Origin of the sequence: Halopenitus sp. H-Gu1 (assembly GCF_041821145.1) — an archaeon.
GTDB lineage: Archaea > Halobacteriota > Halobacteria > Halobacteriales > Haloferacaceae > Halopenitus.
In genome coordinates this window covers 1-21,540 of record NZ_JBGUBC010000026.1, presented here as the reverse complement: position 1 = coordinate 21,540, position 21,540 = coordinate 1, and the positions used below count along the sequence as shown (strand labels likewise).

General features: G+C 63.1%; 22 protein-coding genes and 1 tRNA gene. 9 read left to right on the top strand and 14 right to left on the bottom strand.

Annotated elements, in window-relative coordinates; genetic code table 11:
• The first annotated feature begins 62 nt into the window (after positions 1 to 62).
• From ACERIT_RS14280 to ACERIT_RS14270, 3 genes are all read left to right on the top strand, one after another.
• A complete protein-coding gene (locus ACERIT_RS14280; RefSeq protein ID WP_373675535.1) occupies positions 63 to 1,253 on the top strand; it encodes a CaiB/BaiF CoA transferase family protein in 1,191 nt (396 codons plus the stop codon).
• Between the two features lie 71 nt (positions 1,254 to 1,324).
• Complete coding sequence (locus ACERIT_RS14275; protein WP_373675534.1) at positions 1,325 to 2,482, top strand: hypothetical protein; 1,158 nt, start codon at positions 1,325 to 1,327, stop codon at positions 2,480 to 2,482.
• The gene (locus ACERIT_RS14270) at positions 2,479 to 4,167 is read left to right on the top strand and encodes an acyl-CoA synthetase (protein WP_373675533.1); all 1,689 of its coding nucleotides are present in this window, start codon (positions 2,479 to 2,481) and stop codon (positions 4,165 to 4,167) included. The genes ACERIT_RS14275 and ACERIT_RS14270 overlap by 4 nt, the downstream gene beginning before the upstream one ends.
• A 23-nt stretch (positions 4,168 to 4,190) precedes the next feature.
• Here ACERIT_RS14270 and ACERIT_RS14265 read toward each other — a convergent pair whose 3' ends face one another.
• The 7 genes from ACERIT_RS14265 to ACERIT_RS14235 all read right to left on the bottom strand — a co-directional run bounded on the left by ACERIT_RS14265 (position 4,191) and on the right by ACERIT_RS14235 (position 8,522).
• Entirely contained in the window at positions 4,191 to 5,078 is an 888-nt protein-coding gene (locus ACERIT_RS14265) for an NAD-dependent epimerase/dehydratase family protein (RefSeq protein WP_373675532.1), read from the bottom strand.
• A gap of 137 nt (positions 5,079 to 5,215) precedes the next feature.
• Positions 5,216 to 6,178 carry an ATPase gene (locus ACERIT_RS14260; protein ID WP_373675531.1) on the bottom strand — a complete coding sequence of 321 codons (963 nt, stop codon included), beginning with the start codon at positions 6,176 to 6,178 and terminating at the stop codon, positions 5,216 to 5,218.
• Positions 6,175 to 6,459 carry a DUF5827 family protein gene (locus ACERIT_RS14255; protein ID WP_373675530.1) on the bottom strand — a complete coding sequence of 95 codons (285 nt, stop codon included), beginning with the start codon at positions 6,457 to 6,459 and terminating at the stop codon, positions 6,175 to 6,177. Before ACERIT_RS14255 ends, ACERIT_RS14260 begins: the two co-directional genes overlap by 4 nt.
• Positions 6,460 to 6,772: 313 nt before the next feature.
• Positions 6,773 to 7,375 carry a superoxide dismutase gene (gene sod, locus ACERIT_RS14250; protein WP_373675529.1) on the bottom strand — a complete coding sequence of 201 codons (603 nt, stop codon included), beginning with the start codon at positions 7,373 to 7,375 and terminating at the stop codon, positions 6,773 to 6,775.
• Positions 7,376 to 7,533: 158 nt separating this feature from the next.
• Positions 7,534 to 7,617: transfer RNA gene (locus ACERIT_RS14245), tRNA-Ser, on the bottom strand.
• 290 nt (positions 7,618 to 7,907) lie between these two features.
• The gene (locus tag ACERIT_RS14240; RefSeq protein WP_373675528.1) at positions 7,908 to 8,252 is read right to left on the bottom strand and encodes a CGCGG family rSAM-modified RiPP protein; all 345 of its coding nucleotides are present in this window, start codon (positions 8,250 to 8,252) and stop codon (positions 7,908 to 7,910) included.
• Positions 8,253 to 8,327: 75 nt separating this feature from the next.
• Positions 8,328 to 8,522 carry a hypothetical protein gene (locus tag ACERIT_RS14235; RefSeq protein ID WP_373675527.1) on the bottom strand — a complete coding sequence of 65 codons (195 nt, stop codon included), beginning with the start codon at positions 8,520 to 8,522 and terminating at the stop codon, positions 8,328 to 8,330.
• On the opposite strand from ACERIT_RS14235, the gene ACERIT_RS14230 reads away from it, so the two are divergent.
• The 3 genes from ACERIT_RS14230 (at position 8,512) to ACERIT_RS14220 (ending at position 10,093) form a co-directional block, all read left to right on the top strand.
• A complete protein-coding gene (locus ACERIT_RS14230) occupies positions 8,512 to 8,775 on the top strand; it encodes a DUF2249 domain-containing protein (RefSeq protein WP_373675526.1) in 264 nt (87 codons plus the stop codon). The two genes, ACERIT_RS14235 and ACERIT_RS14230, sit on opposite strands and share 11 nt — an antisense overlap.
• Positions 8,776 to 8,873: 98 nt before the next feature.
• Entirely contained in the window at positions 8,874 to 9,539 is a 666-nt protein-coding gene (locus tag ACERIT_RS14225) for a helix-turn-helix domain-containing protein (protein WP_373675525.1), read from the top strand.
• 80 nt (positions 9,540 to 9,619) lie between these two features.
• The gene (locus ACERIT_RS14220; RefSeq protein ID WP_373675524.1) at positions 9,620 to 10,093 is read left to right on the top strand and encodes a redoxin domain-containing protein; all 474 of its coding nucleotides are present in this window, start codon (positions 9,620 to 9,622) and stop codon (positions 10,091 to 10,093) included.
• A gap of 120 nt (positions 10,094 to 10,213) precedes the next feature.
• On the opposite strand, the gene ACERIT_RS14215 is transcribed toward ACERIT_RS14220, so the two are convergent.
• The 4 genes from ACERIT_RS14215 to ACERIT_RS14200 form a co-directional block, all read right to left on the bottom strand.
• The gene (locus ACERIT_RS14215; RefSeq protein WP_373675523.1) at positions 10,214 to 10,888 is read right to left on the bottom strand and encodes a PGF-CTERM sorting domain-containing protein; all 675 of its coding nucleotides are present in this window, start codon (positions 10,886 to 10,888) and stop codon (positions 10,214 to 10,216) included.
• Positions 10,889 to 11,009: 121 nt separating this feature from the next.
• Positions 11,010 to 12,032: a hypothetical protein gene (locus ACERIT_RS14210; RefSeq protein ID WP_373675522.1), complete on the bottom strand. Its 1,023-nt coding sequence runs from the start codon at positions 12,030 to 12,032 to the stop codon at positions 11,010 to 11,012.
• 399 nt (positions 12,033 to 12,431) lie between these two features.
• The gene (locus ACERIT_RS14205) at positions 12,432 to 13,838 is read right to left on the bottom strand and encodes a class II fumarate hydratase (protein ID WP_373675521.1); all 1,407 of its coding nucleotides are present in this window, start codon (positions 13,836 to 13,838) and stop codon (positions 12,432 to 12,434) included.
• 68 nt (positions 13,839 to 13,906) lie between these two features.
• On the bottom strand, positions 13,907 to 14,221 hold the full coding sequence (locus ACERIT_RS14200; protein ID WP_373675550.1) for a BolA/IbaG family iron-sulfur metabolism protein: 315 nt from the start codon (positions 14,219 to 14,221) through the stop codon (positions 13,907 to 13,909).
• Between the two features lie 244 nt (positions 14,222 to 14,465).
• Between ACERIT_RS14200 and ACERIT_RS14195 the strand changes: the two genes are divergently transcribed.
• Positions 14,466 to 14,984: a halocyanin domain-containing protein gene (locus ACERIT_RS14195; protein ID WP_373675520.1), complete on the top strand. Its 519-nt coding sequence runs from the start codon at positions 14,466 to 14,468 to the stop codon at positions 14,982 to 14,984.
• A 90-nt stretch (positions 14,985 to 15,074) separates the two neighbouring features.
• Positions 15,075 to 15,815, top strand: a complete 741-nt coding sequence (locus ACERIT_RS14190) for a helix-turn-helix domain-containing protein (protein ID WP_373675519.1) — start codon at positions 15,075 to 15,077, stop codon at positions 15,813 to 15,815.
• Positions 15,816 to 15,937: 122 nt separating this feature from the next.
• Here ACERIT_RS14190 and ACERIT_RS14185 read toward each other — a convergent pair whose 3' ends face one another.
• Both ACERIT_RS14185 and ACERIT_RS14180 read right to left on the bottom strand, forming a co-directional pair.
• A complete protein-coding gene (locus tag ACERIT_RS14185) occupies positions 15,938 to 16,978 on the bottom strand; it encodes an amidohydrolase family protein (protein ID WP_373675518.1) in 1,041 nt (346 codons plus the stop codon).
• Between the two features lie 92 nt (positions 16,979 to 17,070).
• Positions 17,071 to 18,294: an HD domain-containing protein gene (locus ACERIT_RS14180; protein ID WP_373675517.1), complete on the bottom strand. Its 1,224-nt coding sequence runs from the start codon at positions 18,292 to 18,294 to the stop codon at positions 17,071 to 17,073.
• A gap of 92 nt (positions 18,295 to 18,386) precedes the next feature.
• Here ACERIT_RS14180 and ACERIT_RS14175 point away from each other — a divergent pair, with 92 nt between their 5' ends.
• The gene (locus tag ACERIT_RS14175; protein ID WP_373675516.1) at positions 18,387 to 18,986 is read left to right on the top strand and encodes a metal-dependent hydrolase; all 600 of its coding nucleotides are present in this window, start codon (positions 18,387 to 18,389) and stop codon (positions 18,984 to 18,986) included.
• A gap of 132 nt (positions 18,987 to 19,118) precedes the next feature.
• Here the strand turns inward: ACERIT_RS14175 and ACERIT_RS14170 are convergent, their stop codons facing one another.
• Positions 19,119 to 20,885, bottom strand: a complete 1,767-nt coding sequence (locus tag ACERIT_RS14170; protein WP_373675515.1) for a glutamate--tRNA ligase — start codon at positions 20,883 to 20,885, stop codon at positions 19,119 to 19,121.
• Positions 20,886 to 21,540 lie beyond the last annotated feature (655 nt).

Sequence of the window (21,540 nt, the reverse complement as noted above, 5' to 3'; positions counted from 1 at the left end):
CCCCGTCATCGACGTGCAACGCGGCGAAGGACGTTTATCGGTTCCCATCGAACGGTAGTCGCATGAACCGTGCACTGGACGGGGTGACGATCGCGGATTTTACCCAGATGATGCAAGGGCCGTGGGCGACACAGAAACTCGGCGATATGGGTGCCGACGTAATCAAGGTCGAACGGTTGGGCGGTGAATGGGAGCGAACGCTCGAAGCCGGCGGCCGACTGCTCGACGATGTCAGTCCCTTCTTCCTCGCGATGAACCGCAACAAGCGGAGTATCACGCTCGATCTGAAATCCGACGACGGTCGGGAGGTCGCCCTCGACATCGCGCGTGAAGCGGACGTTTTGATCGAGAACTTCCGCCCGGGAGTCATGGAGACGTTCGGCCTGAGCTACGAGGACGTCACTACAGTCAACCCGGAACTCATCTACGTTTCGGCAACGGGGTTCGGAAGCGACGGGCCGTATGCAGAGCGGCCCGGTCAGGATCTCCTCTTGCAGTCGATGAGCGGATTGGCACGGTATACGGGACGGAAGGACGATCCGCCGACGCCGGTGGGAACCGCCGTCGTCGACGAACACGCCGCGATGCTCATCGCTTTACATACAATGTTCGCGCTCTTTCACAAAGAACGGACCGGTGAGGGCCAACGAGTTGAGGTGAACCTCCTCAACGCCGCGCTCGATTTCCAGTGTCAAGAACTCACTGCTGCACTCAACATGGATGTCGAGTTCGAACGCAGCGAGGAAGGGATCGCCCAGGCGTGGCTCGGCGCTCCGTACGGCATCTACGAGACCGCCGATGGCCACGTCGCGATCGCGATGGCACCGATGCCCCTCCTCGCCGAGACGCTCGATCTCCCGGAACTGGCCACCTACACCACGGCCGAAGAAACCTACGAATCCCGAGACGAGATCAAGCGGATTCTCGAAGCATACACTCGCGAACAGGCGTCCGAGGACCTTCTCGAGACCCTGCTGGCCGAAGACGTCTGGGCCGCCGAGGTCAATGACTTCCAGGACGTCGCTGCGGATCCGCAGGTCGAACATAACGAAATGCTTATCGAACTCGATCATCCCACGGAGGGGACGTTCACGACCGCCGGTATCCCGGTCGAGATGTCCGAGACGCCGGGCGACGTTCGATCGCCGCCGCCACGGCCGGGTGAGCAAAGCGAAGCAGTGCTCACCGAACTCGGGTATGATGCGGCCGAACGTGAACGATTGGCCAAGGAGGGGATCGTCGGTGGACTCTGAGACGGCGGTGACCGACGAGCCACGGAGCGATTCAGGGGTAGTTTCAAGACTGGCGGCCAGCGATAACTGAGATGTCCATCAGTAACAACGATCAATACCGGACGGCGCTGACAGCACTGCTGGATCGTGTCGAGGGAACGCTCGATGCGACCGGTGATCGATTTCCCTACGTCTACGATCGTGAGGCAGACGCTTGGGAGACCACTGAGAACGGAAATTGGTGCGGTGGGCATTGGGTCGGCCTCCTCTGGCACGCCGCATCGCACGCCGACAGCGATCGGGCGAGCGACCGCTTCGAACGGGCGGCCCGCAAGCATACGGAGACGATTCGGGCGTACATGCCGCGGGATTCGATGTTCTGTGGGATGAACTTCACCTACGCCGGCTTTCGGGGATACGATCACAGCGGCGACCGCACGCTCTTCGGTATCGGCTTGGAGGGTGCCGATGCGATGACCGAATCGTTCCACGAAGGTGCACGACAGATCCCGCTGGGGAAACTGGCGATCAAAGGCCCGGAACAGTTCCGCGGCCCCGACTCCGATCACGGACCACCGGGGGATCGTATCGGCGCGGTCGACGATCTCTACACGGCCGTTTCGATTCTCTGGCGCGCCTTCGATGAGATCGGTGACCCGCGATTCCGTGACGTTGCGGTCTCGCACGCGGACCGTCACCTGGACTGGTACGTCCGCGACAACGGCCGAACCTGGCATCACGCGGTGTTCGACGAGGATGGCGCGCTCGAACGCCAGTACAACGAACTGGCACACGGCGACGACACCTGCTGGGCACGCGGACAGGGGTGGAGCATCGCCGGTCTCGCAGCCGCCTACGCGGCGACCGGAGCCGAGCGCTATCGCCGTGCGCTTGAATCGAACGTGGCCTACTACCGCTCGAACGCGCCGGACGATCACGTCCCCCACTGGGATTTCGAGGTCCCGGATCCGGAAACGGAACCACGAGATTCCAGCGCCGCCGCACTCACGGCCTACGGGCTCGTCGCGCTGCTCCCCGAGGACGACCGCGTCGCGGATCTGCGGGATTTCGGACACGAAGTTCTCTCCTCGCTGGTGTCGTCGTATCTCGTCACGGACCCCAACGATCCGGCCTATGGACGAGTCTTACACGGTTGTTTCAACCGACCCGGGGAGTACGCGACCGATACGGAACTCATCTGGACGACGTACTATCTCACCGAGACGCTGGCAACCGTTCTCGACACATGAGCGGGGCATGGATCGGCTACGATTTGCCCACGTCTCCCGCGAGTTACCATGAGTTGTGCGACGGATTCGAATGGGAGAGACCGGAGACGTACAACATCGCCGACGTTGCCCTCGGTGGCGATCCCGACGCGATCGCGCTCCGCCACGTTCCTGAACCCGGGCGTCCGGCGGCGGACGGCGTCAGCGGTGACGAGATCGATTCGATCCGGACGCTCACCTATGGGGCGTTGGCCGACGCAACGGCTACAGTCGCGACCCGCCTTCGAGAGGCCGGAATAGGGCCCGACGACCGTGTCGCGGTCTGTCTCCCACAGTGTCCGGAACTCGTTGTTTTACACCTGGCTGTACTCCGTCTCGGCGGCGTCGTGGTTCCGGTGTCGATGCTACTCGGTGACGAATCATTTGCCCACGTGCTCGAACATAGTGACACGAGAGCGCTGTTCGTCGATGAGCAACGGTGGAATCGTTCCGACAGTGATCCGTTGGAGGCGCCCGATCTGACAGTCCCCGTTCGAATCGACGAGGGGCGTGACGCGCTCGGCGGGCTGGCGGGATTCGTTAGCGACACGAGCGCACCGGCAGAACCGCCGATGGCACGGACCGCACCCGAGGATCCGGCACTGGTCCTCTACACGTCAGGAACCACGAGCGATCCGAAGGGAGTGATTCAAAGCCATCAGTACCTTCTCGGATCGATGCCCGGCTACCACTGCTGGTTCGAATTGTTCGATCCCGAACGTACCCGTCAAAGTCGCGTCTGGACGCCCTCGGAGTGGGCCTGGGCGGGGGCACTGTTCGACGTCGTCTTCCCGACGCTCGCCGTGGGTGGCACCGTGGTTTCGTCGGTCCGACGGGCGGGGTTCGATGCCGCGAACGCCCTCGAACGGCTCTGCACGCAGGCGGTCACCCACGCGTTTCTTCCGCCGACGGCGCTTCGACAAATCCGCCGTCATACCGATCCGAGCGCGAGCGATGTTACGTCCCTCCGGGTGGTGATGTGCGGCGGAGAGTCGCTCCCACCGTCGGTCGCGGAGTGGGCCGAATCGACTCTCGACGTAACGGTCAACGAATCCTACGGACAGACGGAGGCCAACGCTCTGGTGGGCGAATCCGACTGCGTGTATTCCGGGTCCCCTGACGCGCTTGGGCGACCGTATCCCGGCCACGAGATCGTCCTTCTTGGCGACGACGGGCAGCCAGTTTCCGACGGCGAAATCGGCGAGATCACCGTCACGCTTCCTGATCCGGTCGTCATGCGCGGCTATCTGGACGACAAGCGGGCGACGGATGCAGTTCTCGACAACGAACGGCTCCGGACTGGCGATCTCGGGCGATTCAAAGCGAACGACGTGCTCGAACACCTCGGTCGGAAGGACGACCTCATTCTCTCGTCCGGCTATCGGATCAGCCCGCTTGAAATCGAGAACGCCTTGATGGATCACCCCGACGTAGCGGCCGTTCTCGTCGAAGGTGAATCCGACGAGGAGCGGGGACAACGGGCCGTCGCCACCGTCGTCCCGGCGACGGACGTGAGCGACGAGGATACGCTATCGAGGTCGCTCCGATCACACGTCGCCGAGCGGTTGGGACCCCACAAGCGCCCACGCCGGATCGAGTTCGTTTCGAGGCTGTCGACGACTCGAACCGACAAGACCGATCGGTCCGAGAACGCAGGCGATCCATAAACAGCGGCTCTGTCCCACCTCGGTTACGCCAGATCCCGCCAGCTTCGCTGGGGTTCCCAGTCGAGTAGTTCCGTCCCCTTTGTGATGTCGATGAGGCTCTCATACCCCTCGAATTCACCACGAATTTCGGCCTCCGGGAAATATTCGGCGGCCAGTTCTTCCGTTGGGACGTCGGCCGTCGTGTCTCCTGCAACGGCCCAGAACGGTTCGTGGCCGTCGAAGTCGGCTTCGACCGCCTGCCGTGCGATGGCCGCCGCGTCGTCGATGTGGAGGTACGAGAACAGAACGTCACGGGCAGTCGCCGGGTGCGCATCCGCGAGTGCGGCAAGCGAGCGGTCGGCATCGAGGAAGTATTCGCGCATCTCCGATTCGTCCGTCACCCAGGGATACCGAAGCGAGGCGATGGTCAGATCCGTCGAGGGGCGACGCCCGATCCCGTCAGCAGTCACTTCCATCGCGTGTTTGGCGATACCGTATGCGTCGTCCGGCGTCCGTGGGTGGTCCTCGTCCACAGGGAGGTACCGAACGTCAGCGTCCCGCTCCTGGTGTTCGCTCCCGATCGCGTTGATACTGGATGGAAGACAGACGGACTCAAGACCGAGCGAGACGGCCGCTTCGAGGATGTGTGCCGCCGACATGACGTTGCTCTCGTAGACTCGATAGTCGGGATGGTTGTACGGATCCGGGATCGTTCCCATGTGGATCACGGCATCAGCGTCGGTTTTCGCGATGGCGCCGTACGTCTCACCGGCGTCGAGCAGGTCGGTCGTGATGTACATATCGGACACCTCCTCGCGACGCTTTCCGCGTGCGATGTTTGCCGTCTCGTAGCCATGGTTTGAGAGGTGTTCGAGGATCGCCGATCCGATCTTGCCGTTGCCACCAGTTACTGCGACCGTCTTGAGCGTCATGGGAGAGGGTATGTACTGTGGTGATATCAATTCACGTTACTTCAGGAATCCCGTGAGGGAGCCGAGGACGAACAGCCGACCCCTATCAGTGTCGCCGACCCCCACGTCCCGCGCCCGTTTGCGCCACGTGTCCGTCCTCAAATCGCCTCCACCAGCACCTCATACGCGTCCGCATACGCCGCGGCGACGCGATCGGGATCACCGCGTGCGTCACCCGACAGCGCTGGAAGCTCCGCCCGCGATACCGGTTCGATCATGGCGGTCACGGCCTCCGTGTGCTCCTCGCGCGTGCCCTCGCGCGCGCTTCCCGACGCGACCTCGCGGGCCCGAACGTATCGGTCACCGTCGTAGATCCGGACGTGGCCCGGCGCCACAACGGCAACGGCGTCGATCCCGATCGTGGGACTGGAACCGTCCTCGTCACCACCGACGTCGACGGGGATCGCGATATCAGCGTACGACTCCATCACGACCGCATCGGAGTGTGACCCGATTCGGTCAACGAACCGGTCGAACACCGGAAGGTACGCCTCACGCATCACCCGATTGAACGCCTCGAGATCGTGGACGCGAGTGGCCTCCGCAAGCGGCAACCGATCCGAGACATCCGCCGGAAGCAGCCCCGCCTCCTCGGCGGCACCGTTCACGACGAAGCGTGAGTTCCTCGGGTCGGCTCCGCCACCGATCCGATCGCAAAGAAACGTCCGGTCCGGATCACCGAGCATTCCGGTTCGACCGGGCGTCGGCCGCCAGAGACGGTGGACGGGATTGAGTGACTCGGGCGTGATCGCGGGCATATGACCCCCCGATCGATCGCTATCAGGGTCGGTTCTCTCATCCAGTTGCCGTACGCTGGCGGTTGCAAGCCGCCGAGCATCCTTCCCGTAGAGGCGTCCATCGGCGGTCGCGATCCGATAGTCGTCGTGATCGAACCAATAATCGTTTCCGGCGCGGGGTTTCACGCCGACCGGTTCGTGACCTCGCGAGGCGAGATGAGCGAGGAGCCCGACCGAGAAGGTCGTCTTGCCGGCGTCGACGCGCGATCCGCCGGCGACGAGCAGACGGGGATCGTCGACGGGAGAAATGCCGCCCGACGTCACGTCCCATCGCCACCGTCGGCCGCGAGTCCGTAATACCCCGGTCCGTCCTCCTCAAGCGGCTCCGCGATCACCAGATCCGCCGCGTTCTTCATGATCCACGGGATCGCCCAGTCGACGAGCACCGCTTCGGTTCCCTCGTCGATGGTGGCATCGGGATCCAATCCCTGGAGGAGCCTGGCGATCTCCGGGACGGTGTACATCAGATCGGGTTCGAGCAGCTCCTCGGGCGTGTAGAACTCACAGGGATACGTCGACTCGAAGGCATCCTTTGGTTTCGGCATACCCGAAACTCCGCTCGCAGGGGCCCTAAACGGTACGATCGACGATTGCCTGAGGAATCGATCCTCGGACGAAGAGGCTCCAAATCTCGGAGGGACGACGTCAAACCTCGGAGGAGGAGGCGTCAAACCTCGGAGGAGGAGGCGTCAAACCTCGGAGGAGGAGGCGTCAAACCTCGGAGGGAGAGGCGTCGATCGGACGGACATCGATCGGATGGACGTCGACCGGGGCGAGCGACGTCTCTCGGTGCGGAACGGTGTGGTGCAAAAAATTCGGGATTCGATAGTCGGCCGGGCGGTTCCCGCCTCGCGAGGATTATTCGAAGCGCGGAACGACGTTGTCGTAGTTGTCGGCGACGTCGTCCCAGTCGATGACTTCGAAGAACTCGTCGATGAACTCGCCACGTGCCGGGCCGTAGTCGTGGTAGTAGGAGTGTTCCCAGACGTCGAGCGCGAGGATCGGGTGTGCGCCCCACAGCGCGCCTTGGTCGTGCTTGTCGACCTTGAGGTTGCGCAGTTGCTTGGCGACCGGATCGTAGACGAGCAGGGCCCATCCGCCGGCGGCACCTGCTGCGGTCTCGAATTCGGCCTTCCAGGCCTCATACGAGCCGAAGTCCTCGGCGATTCGGTCGGCGAGTTCGCCGTCGGGCTCGCCGCCCCCGTTGGGCGACATGTTGTTCCAAAACAGCGTGTGGAGGTAGTGACCGCTGCCGTTGTGGGTCACGTTGCCGAGTGCGCCGGCGGTGCTGCCGTGATCCCCGCTCTCGCGGTTCTCGGCGAGCGTCTCCTCGGCGCTGTTAAGTCCGTTCACGTACCCCTGGTGGTGGGTATCGTGATGCCAGGTGAGCACCTGCTCGGAGATGTGCGGTTCAAGTGCGTCGTAATCGTATGGAAGCGGATCGAGTTCGTGATTGCTCATGCGTTTCACCCGTCCAAGAGATCGGTCGCAGGGCTGTTAAAGATTGAGGAAACACACGATAACGTGACGCATACTCCCGAAACACTGAGCGTCATCGACCGATGAGATGCACGAGGGGTGTCGAGGTGAAGCCTCCTGTAGTCGGTCAGATCCGAACGCGGTGGGACTGGGATTCGAACCCAGGAAGCCGTGAGGCTACCTGCTTTCAAGGCAGGCGCAATGGGCCACTCTGCCATCCCACCGCCACGTAACTCGTCACTCGGGGCCGGGCCCTCGGCCCCGATGTAGTCGGTCGAAGGACTCCGATCAAGTTGAAGGTGTCGCTATCCCGGTCACCGATCGGGGTCAAGGACGCCGAGCTCCCCGAGACGGAGAGACGCGTTTCCGCCTCACCACTTCGGCGGATCGGACGAACGGATCGTCCTCCATCTTCTCCCTCAGCCACCCATCTCGGTCGTCCCTCTTCCCCGACACCCACACATCTCCGTCTCCCCTCTCCGCCATCCGCACTTCTCCGTCGTCACTCACCCACTCAGATATGGACGCGGACGACGTGGCCGCCACACCCACATTGCTCGATGTACTCCCACTCAACCTCGCGTTCATCGAGGGCCGACTCGAGATCGTCGAAGAGGTACTTCGACGGATGTCCGTGGTCGCCGTGCGTGACGAGGTTGACGTGGTTTCCAGGGGCGGTATGTTCGATCGCGTCGATGGCCTGTTCGATAACGAGCGCGCGTGAATCGGCGTGTTCGGGCTTCTCGAGGTTGGCCGACCAGGAGTTGTCGTGGACGTGATCGGTCACCGGGTCGGCGTCGTGGTCGTGGTTGTGGCCATCGTCGGCATTCGGATCGTGTTGTGGCGTGGTCTCGGACATGGCTCTCGTCGAAGACTCTCGTAGCCGATGTGAAGGGTTCCCGGACGAACATGTCCGGTCGGATGCGACTCGCGATCAGGCAGTGGTGGTCTCCAGCCAGTCGAACTGCACGTCGAGTTTCCGGCGACGCTGGCGTGTGATCACGGTCGCATCGAGGATCGCGCCCACGAGCGCGAGATCGAGCGCGAACGTCGTCGTCCGCCTCCGGGCGAACGTATTCGGCGAAATCGACACCCCTTCAGGGAACCGAACTTCGATTATGGAGGTCACAACCGCGCATCTCGCGGAGGCGGGGGCACCGACGGAGAGACCTACCGAGACGCTTGACGCCCGCGATCTACCGCCGCCACAGCCGCTCAAGAATACGCTTGAACGGCTGACGGAGCTGTCCGACCGAACGGTATTGATCCAGCTGAACGACAGGGCCCCACAACACCTCTATCCGAAACTGGAGGATCGCGGATACGACTACGAGACGGTCGAGACCGACGAAGGGGTGGTCACCGCCATCTGGCAGCCATAACTGATCGACGACCCCTGGTCCACGTCAGCGTCGAGAGGGGTGGTTCGAACATGTTCGTCGACGCGTTCATGACCCCTCCATGTTTAGGTGCACCTAAGATGGTGTCCGTTTCACTCACGTTGGACGTCCCGAATCGAGCCTGGATCGGCGATCTCTCGCGGCGGTTCCCTGACACCCGATTCCGGGTCCGATCCGCACAATCGTGTGACGGCGTCGGTGTCGGGTTCGTGGAAGTGCTCACCGACGGAACCGATCCGAGCACGGTCATCGACCGGATGGAGGAGTACGAGGACGTCTACACGGTCGAGGTCTTTCAGCGAGGCAGTGATCGCGTACTCATCCAGTTGGAAGCCGACGATCCGCTTTTGTTGCGGATCCTCGATCGGACCGGCGTTCCCATCGAGATGCCCTTCGAGATCGTCGGCGGCGAGGTCGAATGGGAGTTGACGACCACCCGAAACCGCCTGTCGACGCTTGCGGACGAACTCGAGCGATCGGAGATCGGATTCATGGTCGAACACATCTGGGAGAGCGTCCAGTTCGACCGGATCCTCACGGAGCGACAAAGCGAGGTCGTCGAAGCCGCGATCGACCGCGGATACTACGACTCACCGCGAGGATGTACCCAGGGTGAACTCGCCGACGAACTGGAGATGGCCAAGTCAACGTGCTGTGAGATCCTCCATCGCGCCGAAGAGCGGATCGTCAAACAGTTCGAGAGCGGCGATCAGCCGGCGTTCACCCAGCCAAAACAACACGCGTGAACTGCAGCGATGGGCCGACTTGGAGGCGGTCGTTCCGTTCGCGATCGGGTTTATGAACCATCAGCCCGTGATTATTGCTGATGATCTCGAAAGGTGATGCCGCTCCGAATTTCACTGCAACGATCGGCACGAGTGATCACGAATCGTTCGACCTCCAGGACGTCCTCGGGGGCGGTCCCGTCGTACTGGCGTTCTTCCCGGGCGCGTTCACCCCGCCGTGCACGAACGAGATGATCGCGTTCCAGGATCGACTCGATGAGTTCGAGGACGCCGGCGCAACGATCCTCGGCGTGAGCGCCGATTCACCGTTCTCGCTCGGGGCGTTCCGGGAGGAACACGGCATCGAGTTCGACCTGCTAAGCGACATGGCTCGGGAAGCCATCTCAGCCTACGATCTGGAGATCGACATCGCCGATCTCGGACTGCACGGAATCGCCAATCGAGCCGTGTTCGTCCTCGATGCGGACGGGACGGTCGTCTACGAGTGGGTGGCTGAGGATCCGACGAACGAACCCGAATACGAGGCGGTACTCGAAGCGGTCGAGTCGATCTGAACCGGGACACACACCGAACCCCCCTCACCTCGGAAATGTCGGGCATCGATCGAACGATCTCGTCGTCTTAGCGAGCGATCGGTCGCACTCCCCGAACGATCGGTCGCCCTCCCCCAGCGATCAGTCGCTCGTTCGAGTGCGTGCTGCGAGGAGCACGCCCACGAGTGCGAGTATTCCGGCGAGTATTCCGAATCCTGGGGCTGACGACTCCGAGGTTCCGGATCCGTCGGTCGTCTCCGTCGTCGGCTCGAAAGTTACCTCGAACCCTTCAAGAGTCGTTCCGGCATCCCATCGGAGGGATCCGTTCTCCACGGCATCCGCTTCGGGCGTCACCGACGTCGCGGCGTAGCCGTCGGGCGCCGACACGACGAACGTCCGATCGGGGCTAAATCCGCTCGCGAACGGCTCCGTGAGGACGAGTGACTCCCCGTCGATGGCGGCCAACCCGCTCCAGTGGACCGACAACGCCACCGTCCCGACGTCCGAATCCGCGGGAGCGCTCACATCGATGGATCCCTCGGAGACGCTCATCTGGCGGCCGGTCTCCTCGGCGGTGTCGTCGGCGACGGACGCCATCCGGGACTCGAAGCGGTCACGAAGCGCCGATCGTGCCTCCGTGTCGTTTGCGAGATCGTGGACGGCTCGTCGTTCGTCCTCGTCCGTGAGATCGTACCTCGAGATCAGCGTGATCGTCGCGTCACCGTCCTCCTCGAGGTCCACGACCAACGCGGATCCCTCGTCGTGATCCGTGGCCGCAGCAGTTCCGACCGCACCGGCCACCAGGCTCGTTACCACGAGAAAAGCCACACCCGCAGATACCAGTCGTGTTGGGACGGTCATTTCGACGTCTTAATCCGGCGGTCGATCATCGACCGGCGAGCGTGAGAACGCTGGTGGGAGTCGGAGCAATACCGATTCATTGAGTCCCACCGGCAGTGCCGCTGTCGGAACCATCGCTTGCACCGTCAGAACCGGCGTCGGAATTGCCGCCACCATCGCCGGCGTCGTCATCGGTCGTGTTGGAAGCGGTCGAATCGCCAGTCCCGGCTTGCTCGCCATCATCGGAGGTTTCCCCGTCGGAATCCCCTGAGCGATCGTCAGTGGGACCGGCGTCGTCGGGTTGGCCGGCGTCGTCAGGTCCATCACCACGATCGGATGCCCCGTCCCTCGTGGTATTCTCCATCCCATCGTCCGCGTCGGTTTCGTCGTCACGCCCCGGGACGCCATCGGGTCGGCCGGCGTGTTCCGGCGGCCCACCGATGTCGCCTGCGACTGCCGAGGCATTGCCGCGTAGCTCGCTCGCGTTGTTCTGCAGTTCCTGGATCGCGGTCGCGTTCACGCCGCGCTCCTCAAGTAACTCCACGGGGAGCCCGGAAGCCGCTTCGGCGGTCTGATTGGACGTGCGTTCGACGTTCCGAAGCTGGGTTGCGATCTTCGCGCTCCGTGCACGGTACTCGCCCTCCGAGATCTCGCCCTCCTCGCGCATCTGTCGAAGCTCCTCGTGCCGCTGGCGGAGTTCTGCAACGCGTTCGGTGTCGTTTTCAACTGCAGCCGCGATGACCGCCGCACGTTCCTGGTCAGTCTCGGCTCGGGCGATCCGGAGACCGAGTGCACGCGTTTCGATCTCGCCGTCTATTTCGGCCTCCTGAACGCCGATCGCGCCGGAGAGGAAGTGTCCGGGCGGAATGTTCTCGGCGTCAGTCTCATTAGTTTCGTTCGTCGCCGTCTCGTTTGTCTCCGTCTCGTTCGTCGCCGTCTCGTTTGTCTCCGTCTCGTTCGTCGCCGTCTCGTTTTCCGTCGTCACCTGATCGACCGTCTCACCTAGTGTGGCGGTCGTCGGCGCGCTCGGTCCGTCGATCGCCGCCGCCGCGGCCGGAGCGGCCCCGACGGTCGAGACGACCAGGACGAACGCGATCGCCAGCGTACTGAGTTGGTTCATTACATTCGGTTTAAGGAGCGACGAACCCATATAAAGCCCCGATCGTGAACCCGGTTTTTGAACGGTTAAATCGGATTTAAACCGGTTTAATGCGGGTTTCGTGCTCGCGAGCTCTCGCTTGGGCGGAGCGTTGACGATCCAGGGGGAGGATCGAAACGTACGGCCGTCGGCCGCGCTCGTGGGTGGGTTTCCCAGGTATATCGAGGCCGGAACAAATGCGCATCGAGAACGAGACAAACACGCATCGAGGCCGGAAGCCGGAGGAACGATCGGGATCGATGTTCAAGAGCCAGTTCGAACGGAGACCCACCCTGATCCGCCGGCCCGGATGCATCGGAAGCACCCCGATCCGGCTCGCTCAAACCAGCCGCAAGTGAATCCGTTCGACGACGACGGCGATCAGTCCTCGCCGAGGATCCCGCGGTGGGTCATGCGTTCGGGATCGAGCACCTCGTCGGCCTCCGCCTCGGTGAGATACCCCTTCTCGATGGCGACCTCGCGGACGGTCTTGTCCTCCGCGAGGGCCGTTTTGGCCACCTTCGAAGCCTTGTCGTATCCGATCGCCGGGTTAAGTGCCGTCGCAAGCGCCATCGATCGGTCGACCTGCTCGGCGCAGTACTCCTCGTTGGCCTCCAGTTTTGCGACGAACTTCTCGCCGAACGCCTCCGCGACGTTGGCCAACAGCGCGGCGGACTCGAGGAAGCTGTGAGCCAGCACGGGTTTATATAGGTTCAAGTCGATCTCGCCGCGGGCGGCGCCGGCGGAGATCGTCGCGTCGTTCCCGATGACCTGCTTGTGGACCTGGTTGACCGATTCGGCGACGACCGGATTGATCTTGCCAGGCATGATCGAGGAGCCGGGCTGGTTCTCCGGCTGTTCGATCTCGCCGAGACCGTTTCGCGGCCCCGAGGCGAGAAGCCGCAGGTCGTTTGCGATCTTGTTCATCGAGCCAGCGACGGTGCGCAACGCGCCGTGGGCTTCCGACATCGCATCGTGGGCCGCCTGCGCCTCGAAGTGGTTGTCGGCCTCGCGGAAGGTCGTGTTCGTCTCCTCGGAGATGTATTCGGCGGCGAGCTCGGGGAATTCAGGGTGGGTGTTAAGCCCCGTTCCGACCGCGGTTCCGCCGAGCGCGAGCTCGCGAAGGTGGAGTTGAACGTCGCCAACGCGTTTGATTCCACGTTCGATCTGCGAGCGGTAGCCGCTGAACTCCTGTCCGAGCCGGATCGGCGTCGCGTCCTGAAGGTGGGTTCGTCCCGTCTTCACCACGCCGTCGAACTCCGATTCGGCCTCCGTGAGGGCGGCATGAAGCGTCTCCAGTGCGGGAACCAGATCCTTTTCGATCGCCTCGAGAGCGGCGACGTGCATCGCTGTCGGGATCACGTCGTTGCTCGATTGGCCGTAGTTGACGTGGTCGTTCGGGTGAACCACGCGGTCGCCGATCTCGGCGCCGGTGATCTCGGCAGCGCGGTTGGCGATGACCTCGTTCGCGTTCATGTTCGAGGAGGTCCCCGAACCGGTCTGAAAGACGTCAACCGGGAACTGGTCGTCGTGATCGCCAGCGATGACCTCGTCTGCGGCCTCGACGATCGCCTTCGCGACGTCGTCGTCTATCAGACCGAGATCGCGGTTCGCGCGCGCTGCGGACTTCTTCACGATCCCAAGCGCTCGAATGAATCTCCTGCTGAAGGTGATTCCCGATATCGGGAAGTTTTCGACGGCACGCTGGGTCTGTGCGCCCCAGTACGCGTCGGCCGGGACCTTCATCTCTCCGAGACTGTCCGATTCGATCCGGTGATCGTCTCCCATACCCGTGGCTTCGGGAGTGGATCGCGTAAAACCTACTGAAAGACGATCGAACGGATCTCGACCGCCGATCACTCCTCGGTCGGCAACAGTCCGGCCGCGCGCAACCGGCCCTCAAGCGAGCCGTCGCCGCGTTCCGCGTACTCGGCAGGCGTGTAGGTCTGCATCTCCATCGCATGGATGTCGGTCGTCATGTGATCATCGAGAGCATCGTAGACCTGCTGGTGTTGGGAAACGAGCGGCTCTCCCTCGAAAGCGGGCGAAACCACGACCGCCGCGTAGTGGTCGTCCTCATCCTCGTCGTCGTGGACGCGGGGGCGCATCACCTCGGCGACGGCGTTGGGTATCTCTGCTTCGATCAGCTCCGCGATCGCATCGAGTTCCATACCGAAAACGGGAGCGCCGCGGTAATAAGAACCGTGCAACCGTTCGCGATCGGCGAGGAACGTCACCTCGTCCACGAGACGGCCGACGTGATCTCCGGCGGCGAACAGCATGCCGCGATTCGGCCCCGACTGGAAGGAGTGACGGCCCCGGTGACGTTCCGAACGAATATATTCGGAGGGAGTTCCAGCGGTCGAGAATGGACGCGACCCATATGTCCACCTGAGGGGTACGTCCATCCGTCGTATGACCGAACGCAAACACACGCTTCCGGACCGGACTCTCGATCGTCGAACGTACCTCACCGCGACCGCGACTGTCGGCGCGACGATGCTTGCCGGCTGTTCGGGCGGGAGCGGTGAAGGAGGAAACGGTGGCGGAAACGGAGACGGCGGGAACGGAAGCGGAGGCGACGAGTTCCTCTCCGAGGAGCCGAACTACGACGGCTGGTTCGAAAGCGTGGACAACTACGAGGGCACCCTCGACCGCCGCAACGCCGACAGCGTCACGATCGAGGTCGGTGCGGGTGACGGACTCTCGTTTGCGCCGCCGGCCATGGCCGTCTCAAGCGACACGACGATCGTCTGGGAGTGGACCGGGGAGGGCGGCCAGCACAACGTTTCCGCAGACGGCGGCGAGTTCGAGTCGGAAACGACCGCCGATTCGGGCCACACCTTCGAACGGACTCTCAGCGCGGGAACCTACAAGTATGCCTGTACGCCCCACGAGGCGATCGGCATGAAGGGCGCGATCGTCGTCGAGTGAGACGGATCGACGCGACGCCATCGACCCGTACCTACTTACGACACGAATGCATCAACCGATCACGAAACTCGCTCGAATGGAGGATCTCGAATGACACAGGCTCGCCTCGTCGTCGACATGCCCGAGGGACCGTGGATCTCGGACGTCTCGCGGGCACACCCGGATGCGACGTTTCAGGTGCTCGCGGCGCTTCCCGGCGACGGACCGGGATTCGCGCTCGTGTGGATCTCGGCTCCGGATCTCGATGCCGTGCTCTCGGACATGAACGATCATCCCGTCCTGTCGGATCTGTCCGTGATGCAACGGACCGAAAGCGAGGCGACCGTGCAGTTCGAGACCTCGGCTCCGATGCTTCTGGTCGCCGCCAAACGGTCCGGGATCCCCATCGAAATGCCCATCGAGATACGTGACGGGGAGGCGACGATCGACGTGACGGGCGCACACGACCGCCTCTCGGAACTGGGACAGCAGTTCCAGGATCTGAATATGGATTTCCGTGTCGAGTACATTCAGGAGCGGCTCCAGCCGAGCCAGATACTCACGGAGAAACAGCGGGAACTCCTGTTGACCGCCGTCGAGTGCGGCTACTACGATACGCCCCGCAAATGCTCCTTGACTGATCTCTCCGAGACGGTCGGGATCGCGAAATCGACGGCAAGCGAGACGCTACATCGCGCCGAGGAGGAGGTCATAAAACGGTTCGTCGAGGAGCTCTCCCCCCGGATCGACGCCGATTCGGCAGGCAACTCCGAGGCCAAATCCGCCCCCGACGAGGAGGCCGACTCCGACTCGGAAGAAGAGACGGAACGAAACGTGAACGCAGAGGTCTAGACGAGACGAACTAAGGCTCGACAAGACGTATTGAGTGCGAGACGTATCGAGTGCGAGACGAGACGCACAGGGGATTCGACAGACATACTGGGTGCGACACGGACCGGAGATGGGATAGCCGCTCACGACACGACGCGTTCGACATCGCCGTGTCCGGCACGCCGAACCACCGCCCGCACGATGTCCTGGGCGCCCGCGAGGTTATCCGAGTCGCCGTCGAGTACGAGGAGCCTGCCGTCGGCTCCCTCCTCGATCACCCCGCAGTCGAGCCCCGCGATCTCCGCGCCGTTGACCGTCGCCATCCGGAGGATATCGGCCGCGGGAACGTCCGCCAGTTTGGCGGCAAACTCCATCTCCCGGAACATCGACGGCGAGTTCAACATGACGTTGTCCGTCCCGAGCGCGACGGTCGTCCGTGCGGCGAGTTCACGAATCGGTGGCACGCCGACGTTCGTGACGAGATTCGATCGCGGGCAAACCACGACCGGCGTACCTCGGTCCTCGAGACGATCGAGATGGAGATCGGTCGCGTGAACCATGTGAACGAGAAAGTCCGGATCGAGATCGATCGCCGGATTGACGTCGAGGTCATCGCGTTCGCCGGCGTGAATTCCGAACAGTTTGTCGGCCTCCCGGGTCGCGTTCCGTGCGTTGTCGAAATCGGCGTCTCTGGCACCGGAGGCCCCGTATCCGTCGGCGGCCTCGAGGACAGCAGTCTCCCCACGACCGAGGATCGTTGCCGCGATATCCCGAGGTCCAACTGCCTCTGCCCCTCCGCGGCCCGCCAGCGCGTCGCGAAGCGCCGCCACTCCGTCGATCCCTCCCTCTCGAAACTCGACGAACGCGCCCGTCCCGGTCGACTCCATGAATCGGAGGGTTCGAGACATCGCTTCGACCGTCTCCTCACGGTTCGCCGACCGAAGCAGACGGTGTTTGAGGCCGTCCGGTGGCGCGACGAGTTCATCAAGTGGGAGCCCGCCGCCCGCTTCCTTGGCGATGGAGTCTCCGATATGTGTGTGGGCGTTGACGAACGCGGGGAGGATCACGTCGTCGCTTTCCGTCTCGACCTCCTCGATGGCGACGATCTCGCCGTCGGCGATCACGACTCGCCCCTCTATCGGAGTGAATTCCCTGCCGAGGAGGATGGTCCCTTCGACGTGCATACCCGAGGAGACCATCTCGCGTGGCTTGAAGGTCACGACCCGGGATCGCCGCCGATCCGCTCGGGCACCGCTGGAGCGAACGTACCAGGGCGTCACTCGAAGTCGTCGAGCGTGGCCGTCATCCCGTGACGAACGTCGCTGACGAGCGAGTCCACCTCCAGACCGAGGACGTCCGCGGTCGCCCGCCCAACGCGATCGGTTAGCGGTTCCGGACAGTAAACGCCGAGACGCCACTGATTCCGCTGGGCGGTTCGAAGTGCCGAGACGAGCGGAGACTGCTCTTCTAGCCGCCGTATCTCGCCGTTGACGGTGACTCGTGAAGTCGACTCACGCATGGACGGGTCCGGGGGAACGTCGAGGATCACGTCCGAATCACGCTCGACGCCGGCCGTCGCGGCGATCTCGTGTTGGAGTTCGCGAACGCGCTCGTGGTCGGCGTCGTGAACGGCCTCCGGAACGTCCTCGTACTCCGCCCAGACGGCTCGTTTGTAGAGGTCACGTTCGTCGATGCGGCGTGCGAGCGCACGCGTTCCCTCGGTGGTCCGCAACGCGGCCACGAGATCGTGATCGTCCATTCGTCTGATCTCCTCGGCGGTGACGTCGGAGCCGTCGAGAAGCCGTTGGGTTGCCCGACGCAACATTGCCTTCGAGATGCGGGCGACGTGGTGGGTATAGACGACGGGATTCATAAGGGCCCGCGCGAGAAGCAGGCTCTCTGCGGTCTGGACGTTTCCCTCGTCGAGCACGAGAGTATCCTCGACGAAGGTCAACTCACGGACGAGCCGACCGGTATCGATCGTCCCGTAGGGGACCCCAGTGTGGTGGGCATCGCGTACGAGATAGTCCATTCGATCGACGTCGAGTTCGCCCGAAACGAGCCCGCTGTATCGCCCCTCGCCGGCGACTAACCCGGCGATATGGCTCGGATCGAGGTCGTGATCGCGGAGCACGTCGCCGACGGCACCCTCAACGAGCAGTTCCTCGACGTCGTCGTGGAACTTCCCGGTCTGTCGATACAGAAGCGACTCGACGTTGTGGCTAAAGGGTGCATGGCCGACGTCGTGAAGGATCGCGGCAGCCTCGATCCGATCGGCCTGGAACCCGTCGATCCCGAGCTGATCGAGGGCCCGGCTAGCGAGGTGGTACACTCCGAGGGAATGTTCGAATCGGGTGTGGTTCGCGGAGGGATAGACGAGTTGGACGGTTCCAAGCTGGGAGACGCGTCGCAGCCGCTGGACTGTGGGGGTGTCCAACAGGTCCGCGGCCACGCCCTCGATCCGAATGTGGTCGTGGACGCTATCCTTGATCGTGACCATACGTGTGTTTCAACGCCATCGCTTATAAGGATCGGTCGGCGATCGCTCCCGATAGATTCATACTCTTCTGTCGTGTTTGTAAGGACGTAATGATGCAGACGACCCACGCGATCGTCGGGATGACGATCGCGGCTCCGATCGCCGCTTTGTCTCCCGAACTCGCGGGGATCGTCCTTCTTGCGGGGCTCGTGGGGGGCGCCATTCCGGACCTGGATCTTTATAAGGGACATCGGCGCACACTCCACTTCCCGGTGGGGTATCCGGTTGCGGCCGGTATCATGGCGGTCACCGCGGTCGTGGCACCCACTCCGGCAAGCATCGCGCTTACGGTGTTCCTCGCCGCGGCAGCAGCCCACTGTTTGATGGACGTCTTCGGCGGCGGATTGGAACTTCGTCCGTGGGAAGGCCGTTCGGATCGGGCCGTCTACGACCACGTCCGCAACCGATGGATCGCGCCACGGCGGTGGATCCGTTATGACGGGTCGCCGGAGGATCTCGGCATCGCGACGGCAGCGACCCTCCCGGTGTTGTTCGTCGCCGACGGCCAGATCGCCACGATTGCGGCGACTCTGCTTGGCATCTCGGCGGTGTACGTGGTCGTCCGCCGCCGACTACCCGATCTCGCGGCGATGATCGCGGCGCGCGTCCCGCCAGCGGCTCGGAAGTGGGTTCCGGAGCGGTACTTCGAGTAGTCCGACCGATCACTTCTGGAAACTCGACGACGTGCAAACGTCACGAAAGCCGGCGGCGTGCAAGCGTCACAAAACTCGGCGACGTTCAAACGTCACAAAACTCGGCGACGTTCGATCGGCGTGTCACGGATGCTACGGATGTGCGTAGTAGACGACGAGATCCTCCTCGCCGGTCGGGCCGTATCCCTGCGGTTCCGGGTCCGGATCGAAGTCGTCGATCCGGACGAACCCAACGCGCTCGAACTGGATGAGGTCGTCGATCGCCAGATCCGCGACCTCGGGTTCAGCATAGCCCGTGACGTCCCCGTCGATCGTCCGCATCATCGTCTCAAGGGATTCGTTGACCGGAACCCAGTGGACGACCGGGACGTCCTCCTCCCGGACGGCCGAGATGTCGTCGCCGACGTATTCGAGAGTGACGTCGGTCGCATCGTATCGGACACAGCCGAATCCCTTCAACCAGACGCGAGCGCCGTCCTCGGGTAGATCCGGTTCCTCGAGGAACACGGTATCGGCGGGAATGGTGCGGGTACCACGGTCCTCGTGGTCCGGATGCAAGGGCGGATGGCCGGCGTCGGGACCACCCTGGATATCAAGTTCGACCGCCGGCGCATCGGGACGGTCGCGAACGAGGAAGTAGCGGTTCGCCTTATCGCCGACCAGATCACGGTTGTTGGCGTACACCGCTGACATCGCGAGGTCGACGTCCGAGGTGGACATCCCGAGCTCGACCATCGCGTCGACGATAGCCTGCCCACGGATGCCCCGGCGACGAAGCGACTGGATCGTCGGCGCACGCGGATCGTCCCAACCAGTCAACTCGCCCGCTTCGATGAGTCCCTTGATCGTCGAGGTGGAGATCGTCACGTCGTACTCGTCGAGTTGGACGTGTCCCCAGTGGAGCACCTCGGGGTACTCCCAATCGAAGTAGCCATAGACGAATCGCTGGCGCTTTGCGGAGTCCTGCAGGTCGATACCGCGGATGATGTGGGTGACGCCAGTGAGGTGATCGTCGATGCCCGACTGGAAATCGAGCATCGGCCAACAGTCGTATTCGGCTGCTTCCTCGCGAGGGTGGGCGGCCCCGACCAGTCGGAAGGCGACCCAATCGCGCAATGCCGGGTTCTTGTGCTCGATGTCGGTCTTCACGCGCAGAACCATCTCCTCCGGTTCGTATTCCCCATCGATCATCGCCTGGAACTCCTGGTGGATCCTTCCCGCGTCCTTGTCACGGTGGGGACAGGCCTCGGCGTTCGCCTTCCGCTCGCGAAACGCCTCGGCGGGACACGAACAGGTATAGGCGCCGCCGAGATCGATCAGTTCGCGGGCGTAGTCGTAGTAGATCTCCAGACGATCGGAGGCCTTGAGGACGACGTCGGGCTCGAATCCGAGGTAGTCGATGTCGTCGAGAATGGCGTCGTAGGCGTCGAGATCGGGCCGTTTCGTCTCGGGATCGGTGTCGTCGAATCGACAGATGAACTCGCCGTCGTATCGCTCGGCGTAAGTCCCGATCACGGAAGGCATTCGCGCGTGGCCGATGTGCCAGGGACCGTTGGGATTGGGCGCCGCCCGCATCACGACATCGCCCTCCTCGGCGTTCGGGAGATCGGGGAGAGCATGCTCATCCTCCTCGTCTTCCGTCTCCAACTCGGCCAGTCGCTCGGGAGCCAGATCCTCAAGCCGGGAGCGGCGTTCCTCCGTGTCCATCTCGGCGACTCGGTCGACGATCGGCGCGATGACGCCGGGGATTTCGTCGCCGTGCGGCCGGAAGTCGGGGTTCGATCCCATGAGCGGCCCCATGATCGCACCGACGTCGGGATCGCTTTCGTGTTTGAGCGCGTTGTAGAGTGCGGCCTCCTCGGCGGCCGCGGCCACGCGCTCGCGAAGGTCCTCGTCCATTGGCTTCCGATTGCGGCGGCCGGATGAAAAACGTCGCGGAACCACCGCGAGCAGGGAGCGATCCCCTCCTGGACGCCAGTAGTAAGGGTATCGTCCCCGTTCGAGACCGTCACGACCGGCCACGCCGGCACAGTGGGTTCCAGCCGCGTCGGCACACTGGTTCGACGCGCAACGTATTTACAACGGCCGAGATAGTGGTCGAGATCTGCAGGGGAACTCGTAATTCGACGGATGTGCTCATTCGAGAATATATCGCCGTTTCCAACCAAACTATTGGGATGGATGGTCCGATAGACGACGAAACAATCGATCCAGAAACGTGACCCTGGGTTCGACGATAGTCGAATCCCTACCGGCCGATCGATGACCTTTGTTACTGGCAAAAACGACGTCGGCGGTGGCCTCGATCCGAGGACAACGGCCGGCTGACGGCAAGTGAATCACAAGGATAGTTTTGTAACATTCTGGTCGAATCCCGATGGGGTCAGCCAGACGACTCCGATCGTCCGTCGTGTATCCAAAGAGCGTCATCGACATGGCCCTCAATCGCTGCGGAGAAGCGTTACCTGGATCGATCCGGGACTGATCCGACCGATCGTTACAAGATCCGTCAGAGAGAGACTCAGTTTGTGAACTACCCCGCCCTGCTCGGCCT

Coding starts and splice junctions, on each gene's coding strand:
- ACERIT_RS14180 (WP_373675517.1), bottom strand. CDS start 18,294: ATGGTCACGATCAAGGATAGCGTCCACGACCACATTCGGATCGAGGGC.
- ACERIT_RS14175 (WP_373675516.1), top strand. CDS start 18,387: ATGCAGACGACCCACGCGATCGTCGGGATGACGATCGCGGCTCCGATC.
- ACERIT_RS14200 (WP_373675550.1), bottom strand. CDS start 14,221: ATGGAACTCGATGCGATCGCGGAGCTGATCGAAGCAGAGATACCCAAC.
- ACERIT_RS14270 (WP_373675533.1), top strand. CDS start 2,479: ATGAGCGGGGCATGGATCGGCTACGATTTGCCCACGTCTCCCGCGAGT.
- ACERIT_RS14185 (WP_373675518.1), bottom strand. CDS start 16,978: ATGCACGTCGAAGGGACCATCCTCCTCGGCAGGGAATTCACTCCGATA.
- ACERIT_RS14220 (WP_373675524.1), top strand. CDS start 9,620: ATGATCTCGAAAGGTGATGCCGCTCCGAATTTCACTGCAACGATCGGC.
- ACERIT_RS14210 (WP_373675522.1), bottom strand. CDS start 12,032: ATGAACCAACTCAGTACGCTGGCGATCGCGTTCGTCCTGGTCGTCTCG.
- ACERIT_RS14225 (WP_373675525.1), top strand. CDS start 8,874: ATGGTGTCCGTTTCACTCACGTTGGACGTCCCGAATCGAGCCTGGATC.
- ACERIT_RS14195 (WP_373675520.1), top strand. CDS start 14,466: ATGACCGAACGCAAACACACGCTTCCGGACCGGACTCTCGATCGTCGA.
- ACERIT_RS14255 (WP_373675530.1), bottom strand. CDS start 6,459: ATGCCGAAACCAAAGGATGCCTTCGAGTCGACGTATCCCTGTGAGTTC.
- ACERIT_RS14190 (WP_373675519.1), top strand. CDS start 15,075: ATGACACAGGCTCGCCTCGTCGTCGACATGCCCGAGGGACCGTGGATC.
- ACERIT_RS14240 (WP_373675528.1), bottom strand. CDS start 8,252: ATGTCCGAGACCACGCCACAACACGATCCGAATGCCGACGATGGCCAC.
- ACERIT_RS14275 (WP_373675534.1), top strand. CDS start 1,325: ATGTCCATCAGTAACAACGATCAATACCGGACGGCGCTGACAGCACTG.
- ACERIT_RS14230 (WP_373675526.1), top strand. CDS start 8,512: ATGGAGGTCACAACCGCGCATCTCGCGGAGGCGGGGGCACCGACGGAG.
- sod (WP_373675529.1), bottom strand. CDS start 7,375: ATGAGCAATCACGAACTCGATCCGCTTCCATACGATTACGACGCACTT.
- ACERIT_RS14280 (WP_373675535.1), top strand. CDS start 63: ATGAACCGTGCACTGGACGGGGTGACGATCGCGGATTTTACCCAGATG.
- ACERIT_RS14170 (WP_373675515.1), bottom strand. CDS start 20,885: ATGGACGAGGACCTTCGCGAGCGCGTGGCCGCGGCCGCCGAGGAGGCC.
- ACERIT_RS14205 (WP_373675521.1), bottom strand. CDS start 13,838: ATGGGAGACGATCACCGGATCGAATCGGACAGTCTCGGAGAGATGAAG.
- ACERIT_RS14265 (WP_373675532.1), bottom strand. CDS start 5,078: ATGACGCTCAAGACGGTCGCAGTAACTGGTGGCAACGGCAAGATCGGA.